The following is a 16,625-nucleotide window of genomic DNA, read 5'->3' on the forward strand; positions in this document are numbered from 1 at the left end:
TCCCCCGATTCAATTTCTGTTATTCCTGTAAGGCTGTCAAAGTACGTCGTTCTTGATGATTTCAATATCGGGATACCAGGAAGATTTTGCAAATTTTCTTTATTGTTTTTATTAACGCGTAACTAACATCAATATGGCAGTTATCAACACATTTAAAGCTGTAAATATCAGTAACATACAGCGTTATAACCAATGTTATCCACATCGGATGTATTCACAATTTTCAGGTATTTTTTCATATAAACAGGTAACTAAAATGCGTAAAATGATACGGATTAAATTTTCTCGGTTAAATGTTTCCAATATCGTTTGGGAATGTGGCGCACATGTAGTTTGGTATTTTTGCGTGCCGGGATATTTACACTATGGAAATAGTTCTTCCAAAGATGCTGGTAAATACTTTCATCCTCGGTATAGGCCGATATTACATCGCCGGGCTTGCCTGCTGCGGCAAAGTCAAGCGTGATAAACTGTGTATCATGCCTATCGTAATAAATACCATAATCACGCCGCAGGTCGTAGATCATCCATTTTTGGTCAGTATACCGGCTTCTAAAATGTCTGATGAGGAGCGGCAGCACATTAAAATCAGGCTCCACGGCGGCGTAATAAGTCTCGTCTTTCAGTTTCCGGAAACGTACAAAGGCTTCCATCCGGTGCTTCTCGCGGCGCATCATCCGGATGATCTCAGAAAGCCGCATCACATAACGGTTTCCATAATCATCCTCAATATTCTGCAAACTGTCGAACGCATATCTTATATAACCAACCAGATTATTGTCCTCATTATCCATTTCGGCCATGTGTGCTATATACAAACGCTGCACGCCATTGGGCGATAACTTTTTACGCAGACCTTTTAAAACGCGTGTAGCATAAGCTTCATTGGTAATTACGTTCAATGTGTCCCCAAACATCTCGCCTGTCTGCTGCTGGCCCTTAAATATCTTTACCAATGATAGCTTGCGATCGTAGATCTCGAAAATAGCCGTAAGCAACCCCTCAAACGTTCCGTCGTAAAATAGCGCAGTCATTTTAAAACAGGTTTAACTGGTTAGGTTTGTTCTTGAGATATTTACTTTGCGATTCGGCCAGGATAAATTGCTTGATGTTATTGCCGGTCAGATCGCGCCGCTCAAACTGCGGACTGTTACAGGTAATAAAATACCTGGCCCGGTTTACCGAAACGCCTATTTTTTTCAGCTGATCCCAATTTAACCGCCCGTGCCTGCGCGCGCTTACTATCTTTTGTGCCGATAACATACCGATGCCCGGCACACGAAGGATCAACTTTAAATCGGCCTTATTAATATCTATCGGAAATTCATTCATATTCCGAATAGCCCAGCTCAATTTCGGATCAATATCCAGATCTAGCAATGGTTGGTTCTGGTTGACGATCTCACCTACATCAAAGCCATAATAACGCATCAGCCAGTCGGCCTGATATAAACGATTCTCGCGTACCATAGGGACGCTGCTGTTTAAGGCAGGCAGGCGCTTATCTGCCAGTACGGGCACGTAGCCCGAATAGTATACCCGCTTTAAATTAAAAGTCTGATAAAAGTAATTTGCCGATTGCAGCACTTGCTCGTCCGTTTCGGGCGTTGCACCGACGATAACCTGGGTGCTTTGCCCTGCCGGCGCAAACAGGGGTGCTTTTTTGAATAGTTTCTTTTCATCCATTCGCAGCTTGATCTCTTCCTTCAAAAACTGCATCGGATTTATCATGTCCTGCCGATTCTTATCCGGAGCCAATAATTTCAGTCCGGCCTCAGTAGGCATTTCAAGGTTAATGCTTAAGCGATCAGCATACAAGCCGGCCTCACGCATCAGTTCGTCACTGGCACCGGGGATGGATTTCAGATGAATATACCCATTAAATTTATGCTCGGTCCGCAGTTTCTTAGCCACCTGCACCAGTCGCTCCATGGTAAAATCGGCATCCTTAAAAATACCCGAGCTCAGGAACAAGCCTTCGATATAATTGCGGCGATAGAAGTTAATGGTCAGGTCGACCACCTCCTGCACGGTAAAAGCCGCACGTTGTATATCATTGCTTTTTCGCGACACACAATAGGCACAATCATAAATACAATAATTGGTTAATAATATTTTCAGCAAAGACACGCACCGTCCATCCTCGGTATAACTATGACAAATACCATTGCTGGCATTGCCCAAGCCCTTATTCTCGTTTTTACGCTTGCTTCCGCTCGACGCGCATGATACATCATACTTAGCGGCATCGGCCAAAATATTCAATTTCTCAGTAATCCTGTCTGCATTCATAACAGATCAAAAATACTAATATTTTTAGCATTTTGTAATCCATTTTTAATTTAGTTATTCCTTTCAGGTTTATTGATGCGAATGGAACATCTAAACATTATCCGTATAAAAGGTTATGTTTAACTATAGCAGCAGCAACGCAAAACCGATATATCGCGTATCTTTAAATATGGATATCAAGGAAATTGAGCGTTTAATAAAGATCAGCCGCGAGCGCCCTTTGATGCCGGAGACTTATATCCCCTGGCAACTGGAGCCCGAAGCTGGTGATATTTTTCTGCCCGAAGCTTTGACATCGCTGCAAGGGCTTGATCTGTACGAAACCCTTACTCCTGCTCAAAAACTTGAGCTTGGGCGGCACGAGCTGGTGCAGGTAATAGCCTCATACGCCTGGGGCGAGTGCCTGTTTTGTGTGTTTATGACGCGCCATTTGATCACCTTGTCTGCCGACAATGTCGAGCATCAGTTTTTAATCCGCGAGCTGATCGAGGAACTCCGCCATCAGGAAATGTTTGCGCGGGTTATTGCCAAACTGGGCGGCAAGCCAATTAAGCAAAGCCGCCTGCACAAGTTTTTTGGCGAATTCAGTAATAAATATCTGCCTGCCGATTATCTGTTTATGGGCAGCGTATCTGTTGAATTGGTAACTGATGTTTATGGAAATCATGCCCGCCGCGCACCTGATATTTACCCGGTACTGAAAAAGATGTTCGACCTGCATAATATTGAAGAGGGGCGGCATATTCTATATACTAAAGCGTTATTAAAGAAATATTCAGAGAAAGCGGGCTTCATCAAGCGTACATTGTACAGCTATGTAATACTATTCAATATCCTGTTTGTACGTACTATGTATGTAAAGCGTGAAATTTACGAGCGTATAGGCCTGGAAAACCCTGATGAGGCTTATAAGTTGGCGTCTAAAAATTTCAAACAAAAATTTGCCGATAGATGCCTAAACGACATCATTGAGTTTGTGAACAGCTGGAAGGGATTTAACTTTATGACCAGGTTTGCCTGGCGGAGGGTTTTGGGTGCGAAGGTATAAAAAACTAACAAAGCGTCATTGCGAGCGATAGCGTGGCGCTTCTCTGAAGCGATAGGCAGCTACCGTTGACATGGTCTATCCGTTACCTGGCATGTGGGGCCACAAGCGGGACGCTCGCGGCCAATGTCATTAAGTTAAGAAAATAAACTAAAAAACTTGTCATTTCGATACGAGGAACGAGTGAGAAATCTTGTACATGCGTTTAGGATTAGTAGGCGTTTAAGATTTCCTACTACGTTTCGAAATGACAAATCTCTTAACTTAATAACATTGCGCTTGGGGCAGCCGGGGAGGTTTATTTTTTCTTTAACTCATCCAAACGCACAACATCTGCCCAGTCCTGAGGACGATGTGTAAGGACTTTCATTTGTCTTAGAAAATCAATATTAACTACATTCAAATTAACACCGTTGCCAATGTCATGTTTAATCATGACATGTTCGGCCTCATCAAAATTTATATTATGGTGAACAACGGTAAGACAGTCAATGGTATCTGGCATTTCGCCAATGGTGCATTTAAAAGCATTAGTAAAATCTTCGCTTTTTAAATCGCGAATTTCTTCATCTGTATAACCAATATCTAACAAAACCTTGTAAAAAACATCCCGGTTTTGATTAGTTGGCGCTAACCAAATATCCATATCTTGAGTATTCCTGTTTACCCCATGAAAGTTTAGCGCGACCCCGCCTATTAGCATATATCTTACTTGATGCTTTTGCATCGATGTAAGAAAAGCAACAATAAACTCGTCATAAATATCAAATGGCATCTGTCAGATGATGGATTTTAAATATTTTCCCCTTTGGATATACCTGCTTATCAAAGCTAAATTTCTCTTTCAGCTTATAAAAACACCTTAACCGTTCAGAAAAAGAAAGACCCTCAAAAAACTCCCTCCTCTCTTTTTCATCCTCCTCCCAGGTAGTATTTATCTTAAACCGTTTCATAAATGATCCGCCTATATCACCTCATTGATACTCATTTCTTTAATTTCTTTAATCTCAGGGCGGCCATTTTTGAAGGCTTTACGCGGGGTTAATCCCAACAGCTCAAACATGGCCATATCTTCATCAAATGATGGATTTGGTGTGGTTAACAGCTTCTCGCCTGCAAAGATGGAGTTAGCACCTGCCATGAAACAGAAAGCCTGCTCAACAGTGCTCATTTCTGTACGGCCGGCAGATAGGCGCACAACTGTTTTAGGCATAATGATGCGGGTAGTAGCAATCATGCGCACCATATCCCAGATGGATACTCTTGGCTGATCGGCCAACGGCGTGCCTTTAACCGGAACCAACGCATTGATAGGTACTGATTCAGGGTGCTGCGGCAAGTTTGAAAGTGTTTTAAGCATCGATATCCTGTCCGCAGTAGTTTCGCCCAACCCGATGATACCACCGCTGCAAACTGATATTTTTGCTTTGCGCACATGCTCTAAAGTTTTCAGGCGATCATCATAGCTGCGGGTAGTGATGATGCGTTTATAGTCGTCCTCTGAAGTATCCAGGTTGTGATTATAAGCATACAAACCGGCATCGGCTAAGCGTTGTGCCTGAGCCTCGGTCAACATACCCAGAGTACAGCAAACCTCCATATCCAGCGAGTTAACCGCTTTCACCATATCAATCACCTTGTCAAAGTCGCGGTTATCGCGTACTTCGCGCCAGGCTGCGCCCATGCATAAGCGTGAAGCACCTCCAGCTTTGGCTCTTTCGGCTACCGCAATCACTTCTTCTTTAGGCATAATGGCATGCACATCAACCCCTGTATTGTAGCGGGCCGCCTGCGGGCAATAAGCACAGTCTTCAGGGCAGCCGCCCGTTTTTATCGAGATCAGTGAGCTGATCTGTACTTCTGCGTAATCCTTATTCTCACGGTGAATGCTGGCCGCCCGGTAAATCAGGTCGAGCAGCGGGGTATGATATATTTCAGAAATTTCTTCTTGAGTCCAGTCGTGTCTAACTACTGCCATAATTTGATCAATTTTAAAAGTCCAAATTTATAATAAAAGCTTACTATAAGCACTAATGTCGCATTAAAAGATTTGTCGCCAGCCATAGCGGCAGAAAAAACCCGGCGCAATCTGTAAATGTGGTGATAATGATAGATGATGCCACCGCCGGGTCTATACCCAAGCGTTTTAATATCAGCGGGATACCAGCGCCTGATAATCCGGCTACGATCAGGTTACCAGTCATCGCCAGAAACAAAACCAATCCCATCATCGGGCTGCCATCATAAAAAAACGCAAAAGCTCCAACTATCAAACCATTAGCCGCACCATTGATCATCCCTACCGAAAACTCTTTTAATACGGTACGGTAAGCCTGGTTATCTGTCAGATCGCTCAATGAGATACGGCGCACGGTAACCGCCAGTGCCTGCGTGGCCGCATTACCCCCCATCCCGCTGATAATGGTCATATAGGCCACTATAGCCGGGATAGCCACCTGCACATTTGGGAAATGCCTTACCACACCTGCGGCAAGAAAACCGGTGGCCAGGTTAATAATCAACCAGGGCAAACGGCTCTTTACCGCTTCCTGCCAGTTACCGCTCAGTTCCTCGTCCTCAGATACACCGGATATCTTCAACATATCCTCGGTGCTCTCCTGCTCCATTACGTCGATGATATCATCTACCGTAATGCGGCCCAGTAACTTCATGTTATCGTCGACTACCGGTATGGCGGTCAGGTTGTATTGAGAGATGAGCTTGGCTACTTCCTCCTGGTCGAGGTCGGCTTTTACGAAGATCGGTGCGTCTTTATAAATATTCTTGATCTTAACATCGGCGTGAGCTTTGATAATGTCTTTGATAGAAACTACACCCTTCAGAATATCATTTTTATCTACCACATAAATGGTGTAGAACTCCTCCATTTCTTCTGATTGACGGATGATCTCGTCCAATGCCTCTTTTTTGTTGGAGTTGATGTTTACGCACAGAAGTTTGGGGTTCATTAAACCACCTGCGGTGTTCTCGTGGTAATTTAACAGGGCGCGGATGTTGGTAGCGTCCTCGTGGTCTAAGTCCTCAAGAATTTCCTGCTGCTCATGCTCTTCAAGCTGCGAAATGATGTCTGTCGCATCGTCGTAATCCAACTCCTCTACAATCTCCGAACGTTTCTCAGGGTCGAGGTTGATCAGGAGTTCACCGGGGCGATGTTCCTCATCCATTTCGGCAATAACATCCGATGCCACGTCGGCGGGCAGGATATTGATAATACGTTCTTTATCCTCCTGCTGCAGCTTTTCAAATAAAATAGCAATCTCAGAAGGATGATACTCCTTCAGAACTAACTCTAATTCAGCATCATCACCCTCGAGAGCGGCCTTAATGCGCAGGAAGTCGCTTTTATCTACTTCAAAAGATTGCATACTCCGACTAAATTAGGTATTTAAGCCCGGAAACCGGCAAAATAAAATCCTCTTTTTGAATATCGAATAATGAATATCCAATAGTAAATTATGAAGTAAAATTGGATGTCAGATATTATTTAAAAAATGCTTAAAAACGAGCATTATTTATAGCCGCCGGCTTTAACAGGTATATATAAATTAAAGGGTATGGCGGTACTTAGCTTTTACACCGGTCAGTTTATCCAATTTGCCCAGCACAATATTAACCTGCATCTTGCGGATAGAGACCTGGATGTTACATTCATTATCAAATTCCTGTTCGATGATCTGTACATCGGCTTCCTTTATCAGGCGCATTACGTCATTCATCTGCAGGTAATCAAAGCTGATGGTATAAATATCATTCACCGTCTTTTCGACGATCTGTGTGTTGGCTAACGCTTCTTCGGTTGCGGCTTTGTAAGCATTGATCAATCCCGGTACGCCTAACAGGGTACCGCCAAAATACCGCACCACGACAACCAGCACATTGGTAAGATCTCTGGAAAGTAAAGTATTTAAAATAGGCCTGCCCGCGGTGCCCGATGGTTCGCCGTCGTCATTAAGTTTAAATACTGAGCGATCGGGAGTCAATCGCATAGCCCAGCAATGGTGGTTTGCTTTGGGATGTGCTGTTTTTAGCTTTGCTATGATCTCTTTAACCTGATTTTCTGACTGGATAGGATACGCAAAGGCGAGGAACTTACTGCCCCGGTCGCGAAAAATGGCTTCGGCCGCAGCATCTATAGTTTTATATGTATCATTAAACAGCATAAGGGGCCGTTTAAAAATTAAAGATCACAATAACAGCTATTAATGCCAGAAAGATACCAACTTTATTGAGCGTACTTAATTTCTCTTTAAAGATGAACAGCCCCACAAGCGTACCCATTACAATAACGCCTATGTTCATGGCGGTAAACACCGTCGAGGGCTTGTTTACCAGCGCCTGATGTGCTTTTAAATAAAACAAGATATTTCCAAAGTTGGCTATCCCCAACGCCCAACCAATCAGGATATGGGGAAACGAGAATTTGGTTTTTCCGCTCGATATTTTGATGATGAGCATAATGAGTGCACAAATAAACGACAGAATAAAAACCATAAACAGCAACGAAGTATAAGGCACCGCTTTAAAAGCTGATAGCTGCTTAAATAAAACATCGATTACGCCCATACCAATAAACACCACCAGCAGGTAAAACCAGCCGCCCCTGCTTGCCTTCCCGCCAGTGCTTTTTCCCCAGGGGATCGAGCATACAATAGCAACCAGGCCTAAAGCTATGCCCGTAATTTTAACCGCGTGTAATGTCTCGCCAAAAACAAAATATGAAGCCAGTATCGGAATAAATAATGACAGCCGTTGCGCTACGTCGGTACGTACAATACCAGTTGTAGTGACAGATGCACCCAGCACTACAAACAACACCGGTAGCAATATCCCTAAGCCTGCCAAAGTCGTCACCGGTGCTACTTGCAAGCTTATCCAATGCGGTTTAAAAATAAGCCAGGTTAGCAAAATAGCGGTCGAATAATTCCAGGTGATGGCCTGCAACACGTCGACATGGTAGCGTTTAGCTAATTTCAGCATAATGGAAACCACCACGCTGCAACAGATACTTAATAAGATATATAGCATTTAGCGCTGCTTATGGTTATAAATAATTTGCAGATGATCTGTCCCTGACGGAATCTCCCCGGCAATTATACCGTTAATTTTTGGAGCTTTTATACCCGATTTTAAAGTTGACTGCCCGGTAAATACCCGTGCCTCGTCCCAGACACCGGCTTCGATGAACGAATTAAGCGTATGTGCGCCGCCTTCAATAATCACCGACTGGATATCCTGCAAATAAAGCTGGTACAGTATATATTGTGGCACATAGCGGTCAAAATCTTCGAGAGCGATAAATTTGATCTTTCCGTCAATAGCGGTCTTAATTTCGTTAAAAACCAAAGTCTCAACCGACTGGTCGAACAAGTGCAAATCATGACTCAATGCTAACCGGCGATCAATCACCACACGTTTAGGCGACCTTCCATCACCATATCTTACATTCAACTGCGGATTGTCAATGGCAGCGGTATTTTTGCCTACCAAAACAGCATCTTCTTCTCCACGCCATTGGTGCACCAGCTTTCGCGATTCTGCACCGGTTATCCAGAACTGACTTTTATCGTCGGGAGCAAAGAAGCTATCCTGCGTTTGGGCCCATTTTAAAATAACATACGGCCGGTGCTTTAGCACTTTAGTAAAAAAGCGGCGATTTAAAAACCGGCATTCATCTTCTAAAACGCCCAACGTAACCTCAATACCTGCCGCTTTCAACTTTTCAATCCCCTTACCATCCACTTCAGGAAAGGGATCGCGGCAACCAACCACTACCTGCCGAATGCGGTGTTTGATGATCAGATCGGCACAGGGCGGTGTTTTGCCGTAATGCGCACAAGGCTCAAGCGATACATAGATGGTTGAATTGCGTAACAGTTCTTCAGCGGCGTCAAAGTTTGCCAGCACCTGGTTTACCGCATTCACCTCGGCATGAGCCTGTCCATATTGCTGGTGATAGCCCTCACCTATTATCTTACCATCATGAACAATAACAGCGCCCACCATTGGGTTCGGGCTAACCTTGCCTGCGCCTAAAATGGCCAGATCGAGACAGCGCTGCATATATTTTTCATGATGCGACATGGGGTAAAGATAGCGATTAGTTGATTAGCGATCAGATTAAGGGGCAAATGGCTAACTTAGCAGTGATGAAAACCATTAACGACGCCTTTGCACAGTTTAAACAGGGCCTTGCAGGCATCTATGACACCCGGGAGATCGCCTCTATCAGCTTAATGGTTTTAACCGAGATCATCAATACATCCAAAGCCAATATTAAGGCGTTTGGTGACAGGCAATTAACCTTCGCCCAACAAAATGAGCTTAACGGTATTCTTGCCCAATTAAAAACCGGTAAACCACTGCAATATACTTTAGGGTACGCCGAGTTTTATGGGTTAAGATTCAAAGTAAATCCAGCCACCCTTATACCCCGGCCGGAGACCGAAGAGCTGGTGCAGTGGGTATTAGATTCATCTCCAAATACTAACTCAAGCATATTGGATATCGGCACGGGCACCGGTTGTATTGCTATCAGCTTAAAAAAGAATTTAACTAACGTACAAGTGTCGGCTATGGATGTTTCGGTTGACGCGTTGAATACCGCTAAAGAAAACGCCGTATTAAATGAAGTAGACGTTAATTTTATTGAGGCTGATATTTTGAATTATACTTCAGATAAAAAATACTCCATTATCGTTTCCAATCCACCCTACGTTACACTTGAGGATAAAATACGGATGCACCGTAACGTAACAGATTTCGAGCCACATTCGGCGTTGTTTGTACCTGAGGACGACCCGTTGCTATTTTATAGAGCGATAGCTGATTTCGCATTAGCTTCGCTTGAACCTGATGGTTTATTATTTTTTGAGATCAATGAAAGTTTTGGTAAGGAAACCGCACAGCTGTTAACTGACAGCGGATTTAAGGATGTTGAAATAAGGAAGGATTTGAGCGGCAGGGATAGAATGATAAGATCGGTACGATAGCTCTTTGTCATTGCGAGCGTAGCGCGGCAATCGCAAGGAGAAAAACTCGTCTGCTTTCTTAAACGCATGCGGTTGCTTCGTCGTTCCTCCCCGCAATGACAAAATTGCCAGGCATTAATGAAAATCACTGTCATTGCGAGCGTAGCGCGGCAATCGCAAGGAGAAAAACTCGTCTGCTTTCTTAAACGCGTGCGGTTGCTTCGTCGTTCCTCCTCGCAATGACAAAATTGCCAGCATTAATGAAAGTCACTGTCATTGCGAGCGTAGCGCGGCAATCGCAAGGAGAAAAGCTCGTATCCTTTCTTAAACGCGTGCGGTTGCTTCGTCGTTCCTCCCCGCAATGACAAAATTGCCAGCCATTAATGAAAATCACTGTCATTGCGAGCGTAGCGCGGCAATCGCAAGGAGAAAAGCTCGTCTGCTTTCTTAAACGCGTGCGATTGCTTCGTCGTTCCTCCTCGCAATGACAAAATTGCCAGGCATTAATGAAAATCACTGTCATTGCGAGCGTAGCGCGGCAATCGCAAGGAGAAAAGCTCGTCTGCTTTCTTAAACGCGTGCGGTTGCTTCGTCGTTCCTCCCCGCAATGACAAAATTGCCAGGCATTAATGAAAATCACTGTCATTGCGAGCGTAGCGCGGCAATCGCAAGGAGGCTCGGCCGATATGTGTTATTCCCATCCTTCATACCAACCCGCCGTCAAATCTAACCAATCACGATTTTCAGATTGTATTAAATCAACTTTCTTTTGACGTGAACCAGCTTTAAGTTGCTTCTCTCGTGCAATAGCATCCTGAATAAATTGAAACTCTTCGTAATAAACCAATTTGTTGCAGGCGTAGGTTTTTGTAAACCCGTTGTAGACTCCCTTTTTATGCTGTCAAACGCGGTCTTGTAGATTATTGGTTACTCCAACATAAATGACGGTATTACCTTTATTGGTTAAGACATAAACGTAATACAGATGAAATTTAGGCATTTTGCAAAATAACAATTTGCTTTAATAGTTCTCGGTTGCTTCGTCGCTCCTTCCCGCAACGACAGGAAATTCACAAAGGGTGGATATTATTCAACTGCGTGGATGATACTGTATAATCGTGCCTTTCAAATACTCTCTATCCAGATGCGTATAAATCTCAGTGGTAGTAATGCTTTCATGCCCCAGCATTTCCTGTACAGCGCGCAGGTCTGCGCCGCCTTCAACAAGATGAGTGGCAAAAGAATGCCTAAAGGTGTGCGGACTTATCGTCTTTTTCAATCCGGTTTGTGCCGCCAGGTTTTTGATCAGCATAAAAATGTAAACCCGGCTAAGCCTTGAACCGCGGCGGTTCAGAAAAACGTAATCCTCCTCCCCTTTTTTTATAGGGTTATGCACCCGCACTTGTTCTATCCAAATTTTCAGCGCTTTTATCGCAGAGCCACCTATGGGCACCAGTCGCTCTTTGCTGCCTTTGCCCAGTACCTTAATAAATTCTATATCCAGATACAGGTTGGAAAGTTTAAGTTCAGTTAATTCAGATACACGCAAGCCGCAGCCGTATAGCGTTTCCATAATGGCCTTATTGCGGGCGCCGTCAGGTTTGGACAGATCGATAGCGTCTATTAGTTTATTGATATCTTCATAGCTTAGCGTGTCAGGCAATTTGCGCGTAATTTTGGGCGATTCCAGCAGCTCTGACGGATCGATCGTGATCAAGTCTTCCATCAGCATATACTTATAAAAAGCCTTGACCCCTGATAGAATCCGGGCTTGTGATGACGGGATCATACCCAGTTCATTTACCCAGGTAATAAAACGGCGAAGGTCGGCAAGGGTAATGCTGTCAGGGCTTAGTTTGGCTTCCTGAACCTCGGTAAACTCGTATAGACGCTGGATATCGCGGGTATAGGCCTCGATAGAGTTTGACGAGAGTGATCTCTCCAGTTTTAAATAGGCCTGAAACCCTTTTATTGCCGATGGCCAGTTCAATTGATTTTAGATTTAATGTTTTATACTTAAGTTTGAGCTAATGAATATACAAATTATAAACGGCCCAAATTTAAACTTACTGGGCGTTAGAGAGAAATCTATTTATGGCGACAGCAGCTTTGAAAGTTACCTGGAGACGCTGAAAACACGATACCCTGAACTGAATATAGCTTATTATCAAAGCAATGTAGAAGGCGAGATCATCAATAAACTTCATGAAATTGGTTTCGGCTTTGATGGCGTTGTTTTAAACGCGGGTGCCTATACGCATACTTCGGTAGCTATTGCCGATGCTATTGCTGCTATAAAAACCCCGGTGGTCGAGGTACATATCTCTAACGTTTACAAGCGCGAGGAGTTCAGGCATCACAGTATGCTGGCAGCCAGCTGTAAAGGCGTTATAGCCGGTTTTGGCATGGATAGTTACCGCTTAGCTATTGAGAGTTTGACGGCTAAGTAAAAACAATTTGGCTTTCTCGGCAATTAAAAGCGTGTTACACAAAGCATCAATTAATAAAACCGACGTCGTTCCAGATCAGCAAACTTTCTGAGTTTCTTAATAAAGAACGCCCACATAATGCTGCCATGGTACATACCGGTTAATTTAGAATTATACTTTTTCAGGTGGGTGCTTGAGGCATGGCTCCCACTATCAAACAAGTGCCGAACAAAATAACGGTGTGCGCGGCTTACTGCTCCGGCGTCCTTACGTTTACCTTCAGTCAGAAAGCGCAATAGTGCGGCAAAATCCAGGAAAAACCGTGCAGTTATCACAATAAGACCTTTCCAGAACGGCAGGTTCTTTTTGATAAGTAACAAGTTGTTTCTGAAATTGAGGTAGGTTTTAAATGGATTTTCGGCGGTAAGCGTACCACCCCCCACATGAAAGATCTCTGACTGTGCACAGTACATTACCTTGTACCCGCTGTTTTTTAAGCGCCAGCAAAGGTCGATCTCTTCCATATGTGCAAAAAACTGTTCGTCAAAACCTTCGGCCTCGTCCCAATATTTCTTTTTAATAAACATGGAAGCGCCCGACGCCCAGAATACTTCGCCAGATTCTTCATACTGGCCGTTATCCCTTTCAATCTCGTTAACAATACGGCCACGGCAAAACGGATAGCCAAAGCTATCAATAAAACCACCCGCAGCACCTGCATGTTCAAAGCTGTTTTTTTGATTATAAGCTTTGATCTTGGGCGCAGCCACAGCTATCAGCGGGTCGCTTTCCATTAGCGTTATTACCGGCTCGATCCAGCCGGGATGCACTTCGACATCTGAGTTTAGCAAGATATAATAATCAGCTTCGACATGCTTCAGCACCCGGTTATAACCACCAGTGAAGCCATAGTTCTGATCATTTTGAATTAGGCGGATAGTCGGATAATTTTCGCGGATAAACTCGACAGAGCCATCGGTTGAAGCGTTATCGCCCACTATAATATCCAGGTTGGGCCATACCGACGAAAGTACTGATGGCAAAAACTGGCGCAGATGCGTTAAACCGTTCCAGTTTAAAATCACTATAGCTACTTTAGGATATTGGGTCATTTTTTATATTTCACGTTTTCTGGCTTAAATTTCCATCTGCGGTGCGACCATATCCAGTATTGCGGCTCGCGTCTTATCATCATTTCCAGGTATTTTACGTGTGCTTCTGTAATTTCATGAGCTGCAGATTCCTTTGTATTTTCTACAAGTGGCACTACCGTATAAGTGTAATAGCCGCGCTTTATCCGCTTCATATCATAAAATATTACGACGGAATCAATCAGCCGGGCAATTTTTTCAATCCCTAAAAATACCGCTGTAGGCTGATTTAAAAAATCTGTAAAGTACTGCGCTGTAGCAAGCGGAGGTGTTTGGTCGCCCGCATAAACCGACACCGTAAATTCATTTTTATGAGCAACGGATGAACGCAGAGCCTGCGCCATCGGTACTACGACGGCACCAAACCGGCTTCGCGTTTTGATAAAGAATTTGTCGAAGATATTGTTGGCTAAGCTTTTATAGATCACAAACAAACGCGTATGAATGCTAAATTCAAGCCCGGCCCATTCCCAGTTACAATAGTGCCCGGCTACGGCGGTAACACTCTTACCTGCGGCTTCATAACTTTTCACTAATTCGGGGTTGGTACAAACCACCCGGCGCTGTAACTCGCTTTGCGATATCGTAGTCATTTTTATTGCCTCGAGGATAAGGTCGGCCAAATAGCGATAGTATTTCTTTTCGATGCCCGAGCGTTCAACGTCTGTTTTTTCGGGGAAGGCATTGCGTAAATTCGCTTGTGTAACTTTACGCCGGTAACCCACGAGGTAATAAAGCAGTACAAACAATACATCGGCTAGTATATAAAGCAGCCAGAAGGGCAACAGCGAGATCAGGTATAAAAAGACTATTCCTAATCTTGAAAGCCCTTTATTTATCATTATTTTTGGTTGTTTATACTACAAAAATAATCATATGATTGACAAAGGCGCTGTATTGCCCCTATTTTATCTTCCGCCGGTTGCATATTTCACTGCGTTTAAACATCATAGGCCTGATATCCTGATCGAGCGCGAGGAGCATTTTCCTAAACAAACCTATCGTAACAGGGCCAATATCTATTCGCCGGACGGCGTGTTATCATTAACCGTGCCTGTGGTTAAAGGATCAAAAATGCACACCAGGGTAAAAGATGTCAAAATAAGCTATGACTTTAACTGGCAGCGCTTGCATTGGATGAGCCTGGAAACCTGTTATCGCCGCTCAGCTTATTTTGAATATTATGAGGACGATTTCGCGCCGTTTTATCAAAAGCATTTCACCTACCTGTTTGACTATAACGAAGCTTTGCTGCAGATGATCCTGAAGTTCATTAAACTGCCGCTTGAACTACAATATACCGAAACCTACGAGGCCCAATATCCAAAACGGAAGGACTTGCGCGACACCATAAGCGCCAAAAAAGACTACGATATGCAACAAAAACCTTATTTTCAGGTTTTTGAAGAGCGTAATGGTTTTATCAAAAATTTAAGTATTGTTGATCTGCTGTTTAACCAGGGGCCGCAAACCATAAACTATCTGTAATGGGTAACATTAAAAGAGTACGGTATAAAACTAAGCGACGCCAAATTGTGGGCGAACGCCCGGGCACCATTAGTATCGCTGATGACGCACTGAAACCCATTATCACCGTTTACTCTTATAATGAAAAAGAACTGGTTTGTGCTGATGGACACGATCTGAAGGTGATCCTTGACCAGTTTAAAAAATGTAAAGACCACACCCACTGGATACAGATAAGAGGGCTGAATGACGAAAAACTGATCGAGGATATCGGTACTTATTTAAAGATAAATCCGCTGGTGTTGGAGGATATTGTGAATACCCATCAGCGACCCAAATTTGATGAGTATGACGGTTATTTTTTTACGGTCATCCGGCAGGTTTATTACAATGCCGACAATGAGTTGTGCAACAACCAGTTCTCGGCCATTGTGAAGCCAGGCCTCATCGTCAGTTTTGAAGAAACACACGATGAGCACTTTGAAGCGGTGAAAGCGCGGCTGGCCGGCGGAAAAGGCGCTATACGCACTGCCGGACCGGGCTATCTGTGTTATGCCCTCACAGATACCATTATAGACACCTATTTTGTTTTGCTGGCCCATATTGGCGATGAGTTAGATGCTATTGAAGACCGCTTGTACAGCCACGCCGATAAAAGCATTATGTATGACGCGCAGCAGCTTAAACGTACGCTGATCATCCTGAGGCGTATAACGTGGCCTGAGCGCGATAAGATAAATGATATTCTGCGCTCTGAGAACCCCTTGATAACGGCCGAGGTTAAAACTTTCCTGAAGGATGCTTACGACCATATCATACAGGTTATGGACCTGATTGAAAACTACAAGGAAATTGCCGGCAGTGTTATTGACTTGTACCTGTCCATGGTAAGTAACCGCATGAACGAGATCATGAAAGTGCTCACCATTATCTCGGTAATATTTATACCGCTTACGTTTGTGGCCGGTATTTACGGAATGAACTTCGCACGCATTGATCCGGCGACTAACAAAGTAATGCCTGACAATATGCCTGAGCTTTACTCGCCACATGGTTATATTTACACTTTGGGCGGCATGGTACTGATAGGTATTATACAGGTTATTGTGTTCTGGAAAAAGGGCTGGTTTACGAAGCTGTAAATTGGTTGATAAAACCATTGAATACCGTAACTACCGGCTAAACCGGCAACCACACTCAATCGTCACTATTGTCATCCTGAGCGGTAGCGAAGGATCTGCGCTTTTAGATA

At 43.9% G+C, this 16,625-nt stretch carries 19 protein-coding genes; 5 read left to right on the forward strand and 14 right to left on the reverse strand.

Annotated elements, in window-relative coordinates; translation table 11 throughout:
- Window positions 1-275: 275 nt before the first annotated feature.
- Window positions 276-1,034 carry a TIGR03915 family putative DNA repair protein gene (locus tag ABD772_RS02870; RefSeq protein ID WP_345100923.1) on the reverse strand — a complete coding sequence of 253 codons (759 nt, stop codon included), beginning with the start codon at window positions 1,032-1,034 and terminating at the stop codon, window positions 276-278.
- 1 nt (window position 1,035) lies between these two features.
- Window positions 1,036-2,292, reverse strand: coding sequence for a putative DNA modification/repair radical SAM protein (locus tag ABD772_RS02875; RefSeq protein ID WP_345100924.1), 1,257 nt, complete (start codon window positions 2,290-2,292; stop codon window positions 1,036-1,038).
- Between the two features lie 169 nt (window positions 2,293-2,461).
- Here ABD772_RS02875 and ABD772_RS02880 point away from each other — a divergent pair, with 169 nt between their 5' ends.
- Complete coding sequence (locus ABD772_RS02880) at window positions 2,462-3,340, forward strand: diiron oxygenase (RefSeq protein ID WP_345100926.1); 879 nt, start codon at window positions 2,462-2,464, stop codon at window positions 3,338-3,340.
- Window positions 3,341-3,635: 295 nt separating this feature from the next.
- Here the strand turns inward: ABD772_RS02880 and ABD772_RS02885 are convergent, their stop codons facing one another.
- The 7 genes from ABD772_RS02885 to ribD form a co-directional block, all read right to left on the reverse strand.
- On the reverse strand, window positions 3,636-4,112 hold the full coding sequence (locus tag ABD772_RS02885; RefSeq protein WP_345100927.1) for a hypothetical protein: 477 nt from the start codon (window positions 4,110-4,112) through the stop codon (window positions 3,636-3,638).
- Window positions 4,102-4,290 (reverse strand): hypothetical protein, encoded by a 189-nt coding sequence (locus tag ABD772_RS02890; RefSeq protein ID WP_345100928.1) that lies wholly within the window; start codon window positions 4,288-4,290, stop codon window positions 4,102-4,104. The genes ABD772_RS02885 and ABD772_RS02890 overlap by 11 nt, the downstream gene beginning before the upstream one ends.
- A gap of 11 nt (window positions 4,291-4,301) precedes the next feature.
- A complete protein-coding gene (gene bioB / locus ABD772_RS02895) occupies window positions 4,302-5,315 on the reverse strand; it encodes a biotin synthase BioB (protein ID WP_345100929.1) in 1,014 nt (337 codons plus the stop codon).
- Window positions 5,316-5,367: 52 nt separating this feature from the next.
- Complete coding sequence (gene mgtE, locus ABD772_RS02900; RefSeq protein WP_345100930.1) at window positions 5,368-6,723, reverse strand: magnesium transporter; 1,356 nt, start codon at window positions 6,721-6,723, stop codon at window positions 5,368-5,370.
- A gap of 180 nt (window positions 6,724-6,903) precedes the next feature.
- Window positions 6,904-7,518 carry a YigZ family protein gene (locus tag ABD772_RS02905; RefSeq protein WP_345100931.1) on the reverse strand — a complete coding sequence of 205 codons (615 nt, stop codon included), beginning with the start codon at window positions 7,516-7,518 and terminating at the stop codon, window positions 6,904-6,906.
- A 10-nt stretch (window positions 7,519-7,528) separates the two neighbouring features.
- Window positions 7,529-8,383: an EamA family transporter gene (locus ABD772_RS02910; RefSeq protein ID WP_345100932.1), complete on the reverse strand. Its 855-nt coding sequence runs from the start codon at window positions 8,381-8,383 to the stop codon at window positions 7,529-7,531.
- Window positions 8,384-9,439 carry a bifunctional diaminohydroxyphosphoribosylaminopyrimidine deaminase/5-amino-6-(5-phosphoribosylamino)uracil reductase RibD gene (gene ribD / locus ABD772_RS02915; protein WP_345100933.1) on the reverse strand — a complete coding sequence of 352 codons (1,056 nt, stop codon included), beginning with the start codon at window positions 9,437-9,439 and terminating at the stop codon, window positions 8,384-8,386.
- Window positions 9,440-9,486: 47 nt separating this feature from the next.
- Between ribD and prmC the strand changes: the two genes are divergently transcribed.
- On the forward strand, window positions 9,487-10,347 hold the full coding sequence (prmC, locus tag ABD772_RS02920; protein WP_345100934.1) for a peptide chain release factor N(5)-glutamine methyltransferase: 861 nt from the start codon (window positions 9,487-9,489) through the stop codon (window positions 10,345-10,347).
- Between the two features lie 670 nt (window positions 10,348-11,017).
- On the opposite strand, the gene ABD772_RS02925 is transcribed toward prmC, so the two are convergent.
- From ABD772_RS02925 to xerD, 3 genes are all read right to left on the reverse strand, one after another.
- Complete coding sequence (locus ABD772_RS02925) at window positions 11,018-11,173, reverse strand: GIY-YIG nuclease family protein (RefSeq protein ID WP_345100935.1); 156 nt, start codon at window positions 11,171-11,173, stop codon at window positions 11,018-11,020.
- 54 nt (window positions 11,174-11,227) lie between these two features.
- Window positions 11,228-11,326: a GIY-YIG nuclease family protein gene (locus tag ABD772_RS17545; protein ID WP_425562811.1), complete on the reverse strand. Its 99-nt coding sequence runs from the start codon at window positions 11,324-11,326 to the stop codon at window positions 11,228-11,230.
- A gap of 90 nt (window positions 11,327-11,416) precedes the next feature.
- Complete coding sequence (gene xerD / locus ABD772_RS02930; RefSeq protein WP_345100936.1) at window positions 11,417-12,316, reverse strand: site-specific tyrosine recombinase XerD; 900 nt, start codon at window positions 12,314-12,316, stop codon at window positions 11,417-11,419.
- Between the two features lie 40 nt (window positions 12,317-12,356).
- Between xerD and aroQ the strand changes: the two genes are divergently transcribed.
- Window positions 12,357-12,776 carry a type II 3-dehydroquinate dehydratase gene (gene aroQ, locus ABD772_RS02935; RefSeq protein WP_345100937.1) on the forward strand — a complete coding sequence of 140 codons (420 nt, stop codon included), beginning with the start codon at window positions 12,357-12,359 and terminating at the stop codon, window positions 12,774-12,776.
- Between the two features lie 50 nt (window positions 12,777-12,826).
- Here the strand turns inward: aroQ and ABD772_RS02940 are convergent, their stop codons facing one another.
- Both ABD772_RS02940 and ABD772_RS02945 read right to left on the reverse strand, forming a co-directional pair.
- Entirely contained in the window at window positions 12,827-13,867 is a 1,041-nt protein-coding gene (locus ABD772_RS02940) for a glycosyltransferase family 2 protein (protein WP_345100938.1), read from the reverse strand.
- Window positions 13,864-14,748: a lysophospholipid acyltransferase family protein gene (locus ABD772_RS02945; RefSeq protein ID WP_345100939.1), complete on the reverse strand. Its 885-nt coding sequence runs from the start codon at window positions 14,746-14,748 to the stop codon at window positions 13,864-13,866. The genes ABD772_RS02940 and ABD772_RS02945 overlap by 4 nt, the downstream gene beginning before the upstream one ends.
- A 34-nt stretch (window positions 14,749-14,782) precedes the next feature.
- Between ABD772_RS02945 and ABD772_RS02950 the strand changes: the two genes are divergently transcribed.
- Window positions 14,783-15,394, forward strand: a complete 612-nt coding sequence (locus ABD772_RS02950; RefSeq protein ID WP_345100940.1) for a WbqC family protein — start codon at window positions 14,783-14,785, stop codon at window positions 15,392-15,394.
- Complete coding sequence (corA, locus tag ABD772_RS02955; RefSeq protein WP_345100941.1) at window positions 15,394-16,515, forward strand: magnesium/cobalt transporter CorA; 1,122 nt, start codon at window positions 15,394-15,396, stop codon at window positions 16,513-16,515. Before ABD772_RS02950 ends, corA begins: the two co-directional genes overlap by 1 nt.
- Window positions 16,516-16,625: the final 110 nt, after the last annotated feature.

The sequence above is a fragment of the Mucilaginibacter panaciglaebae genome (genome assembly GCF_039539265.1).
In the GTDB taxonomy this organism is placed as follows: domain Bacteria; phylum Bacteroidota; class Bacteroidia; order Sphingobacteriales; family Sphingobacteriaceae; genus Mucilaginibacter; species Mucilaginibacter panaciglaebae.

What these genes read in the sequence shown, in the direction of transcription:
- ABD772_RS02870 (WP_345100923.1), bottom strand. Translation starts at nt 1,034, where the DNA reads ATGACTGCGCTATTTTACGACGGAACGTTTGAGGGGTTGCTTACGGCT.
- ABD772_RS02875 (WP_345100924.1), bottom strand. Translation starts at nt 2,292, where the DNA reads ATGAATGCAGACAGGATTACTGAGAAATTGAATATTTTGGCCGATGCC.
- ABD772_RS02880 (WP_345100926.1), top strand. Translation starts at nt 2,462, where the DNA reads ATGGATATCAAGGAAATTGAGCGTTTAATAAAGATCAGCCGCGAGCGC.
- ABD772_RS02885 (WP_345100927.1), bottom strand. Translation starts at nt 4,112, where the DNA reads ATGCCATTTGATATTTATGACGAGTTTATTGTTGCTTTTCTTACATCG.
- ABD772_RS02890 (WP_345100928.1), bottom strand. Translation starts at nt 4,290, where the DNA reads ATGAAACGGTTTAAGATAAATACTACCTGGGAGGAGGATGAAAAAGAG.
- bioB (WP_345100929.1), bottom strand. Translation starts at nt 5,315, where the DNA reads ATGGCAGTAGTTAGACACGACTGGACTCAAGAAGAAATTTCTGAAATA.
- mgtE (WP_345100930.1), bottom strand. Translation starts at nt 6,723, where the DNA reads ATGCAATCTTTTGAAGTAGATAAAAGCGACTTCCTGCGCATTAAGGCC.
- ABD772_RS02905 (WP_345100931.1), bottom strand. Translation starts at nt 7,518, where the DNA reads ATGCTGTTTAATGATACATATAAAACTATAGATGCTGCGGCCGAAGCC.
- ABD772_RS02910 (WP_345100932.1), bottom strand. Translation starts at nt 8,383, where the DNA reads ATGCTATATATCTTATTAAGTATCTGTTGCAGCGTGGTGGTTTCCATT.
- ribD (WP_345100933.1), bottom strand. Translation starts at nt 9,439, where the DNA reads ATGTCGCATCATGAAAAATATATGCAGCGCTGTCTCGATCTGGCCATT.
- prmC (WP_345100934.1), top strand. Translation starts at nt 9,487, where the DNA reads ATGGCTAACTTAGCAGTGATGAAAACCATTAACGACGCCTTTGCACAG.
- ABD772_RS17545 (WP_425562811.1), bottom strand. Translation starts at nt 11,326, where the DNA reads ATGCCTAAATTTCATCTGTATTACGTTTATGTCTTAACCAATAAAGGT.
- aroQ (WP_345100937.1), top strand. Translation starts at nt 12,357, where the DNA reads ATGAATATACAAATTATAAACGGCCCAAATTTAAACTTACTGGGCGTT.
- ABD772_RS02940 (WP_345100938.1), bottom strand. Translation starts at nt 13,867, where the DNA reads ATGACCCAATATCCTAAAGTAGCTATAGTGATTTTAAACTGGAACGGT.
- ABD772_RS02945 (WP_345100939.1), bottom strand. Translation starts at nt 14,748, where the DNA reads ATGATAAATAAAGGGCTTTCAAGATTAGGAATAGTCTTTTTATACCTG.
- ABD772_RS02950 (WP_345100940.1), top strand. Translation starts at nt 14,783, where the DNA reads ATGATTGACAAAGGCGCTGTATTGCCCCTATTTTATCTTCCGCCGGTT.
- corA (WP_345100941.1), top strand. Translation starts at nt 15,394, where the DNA reads ATGGGTAACATTAAAAGAGTACGGTATAAAACTAAGCGACGCCAAATT.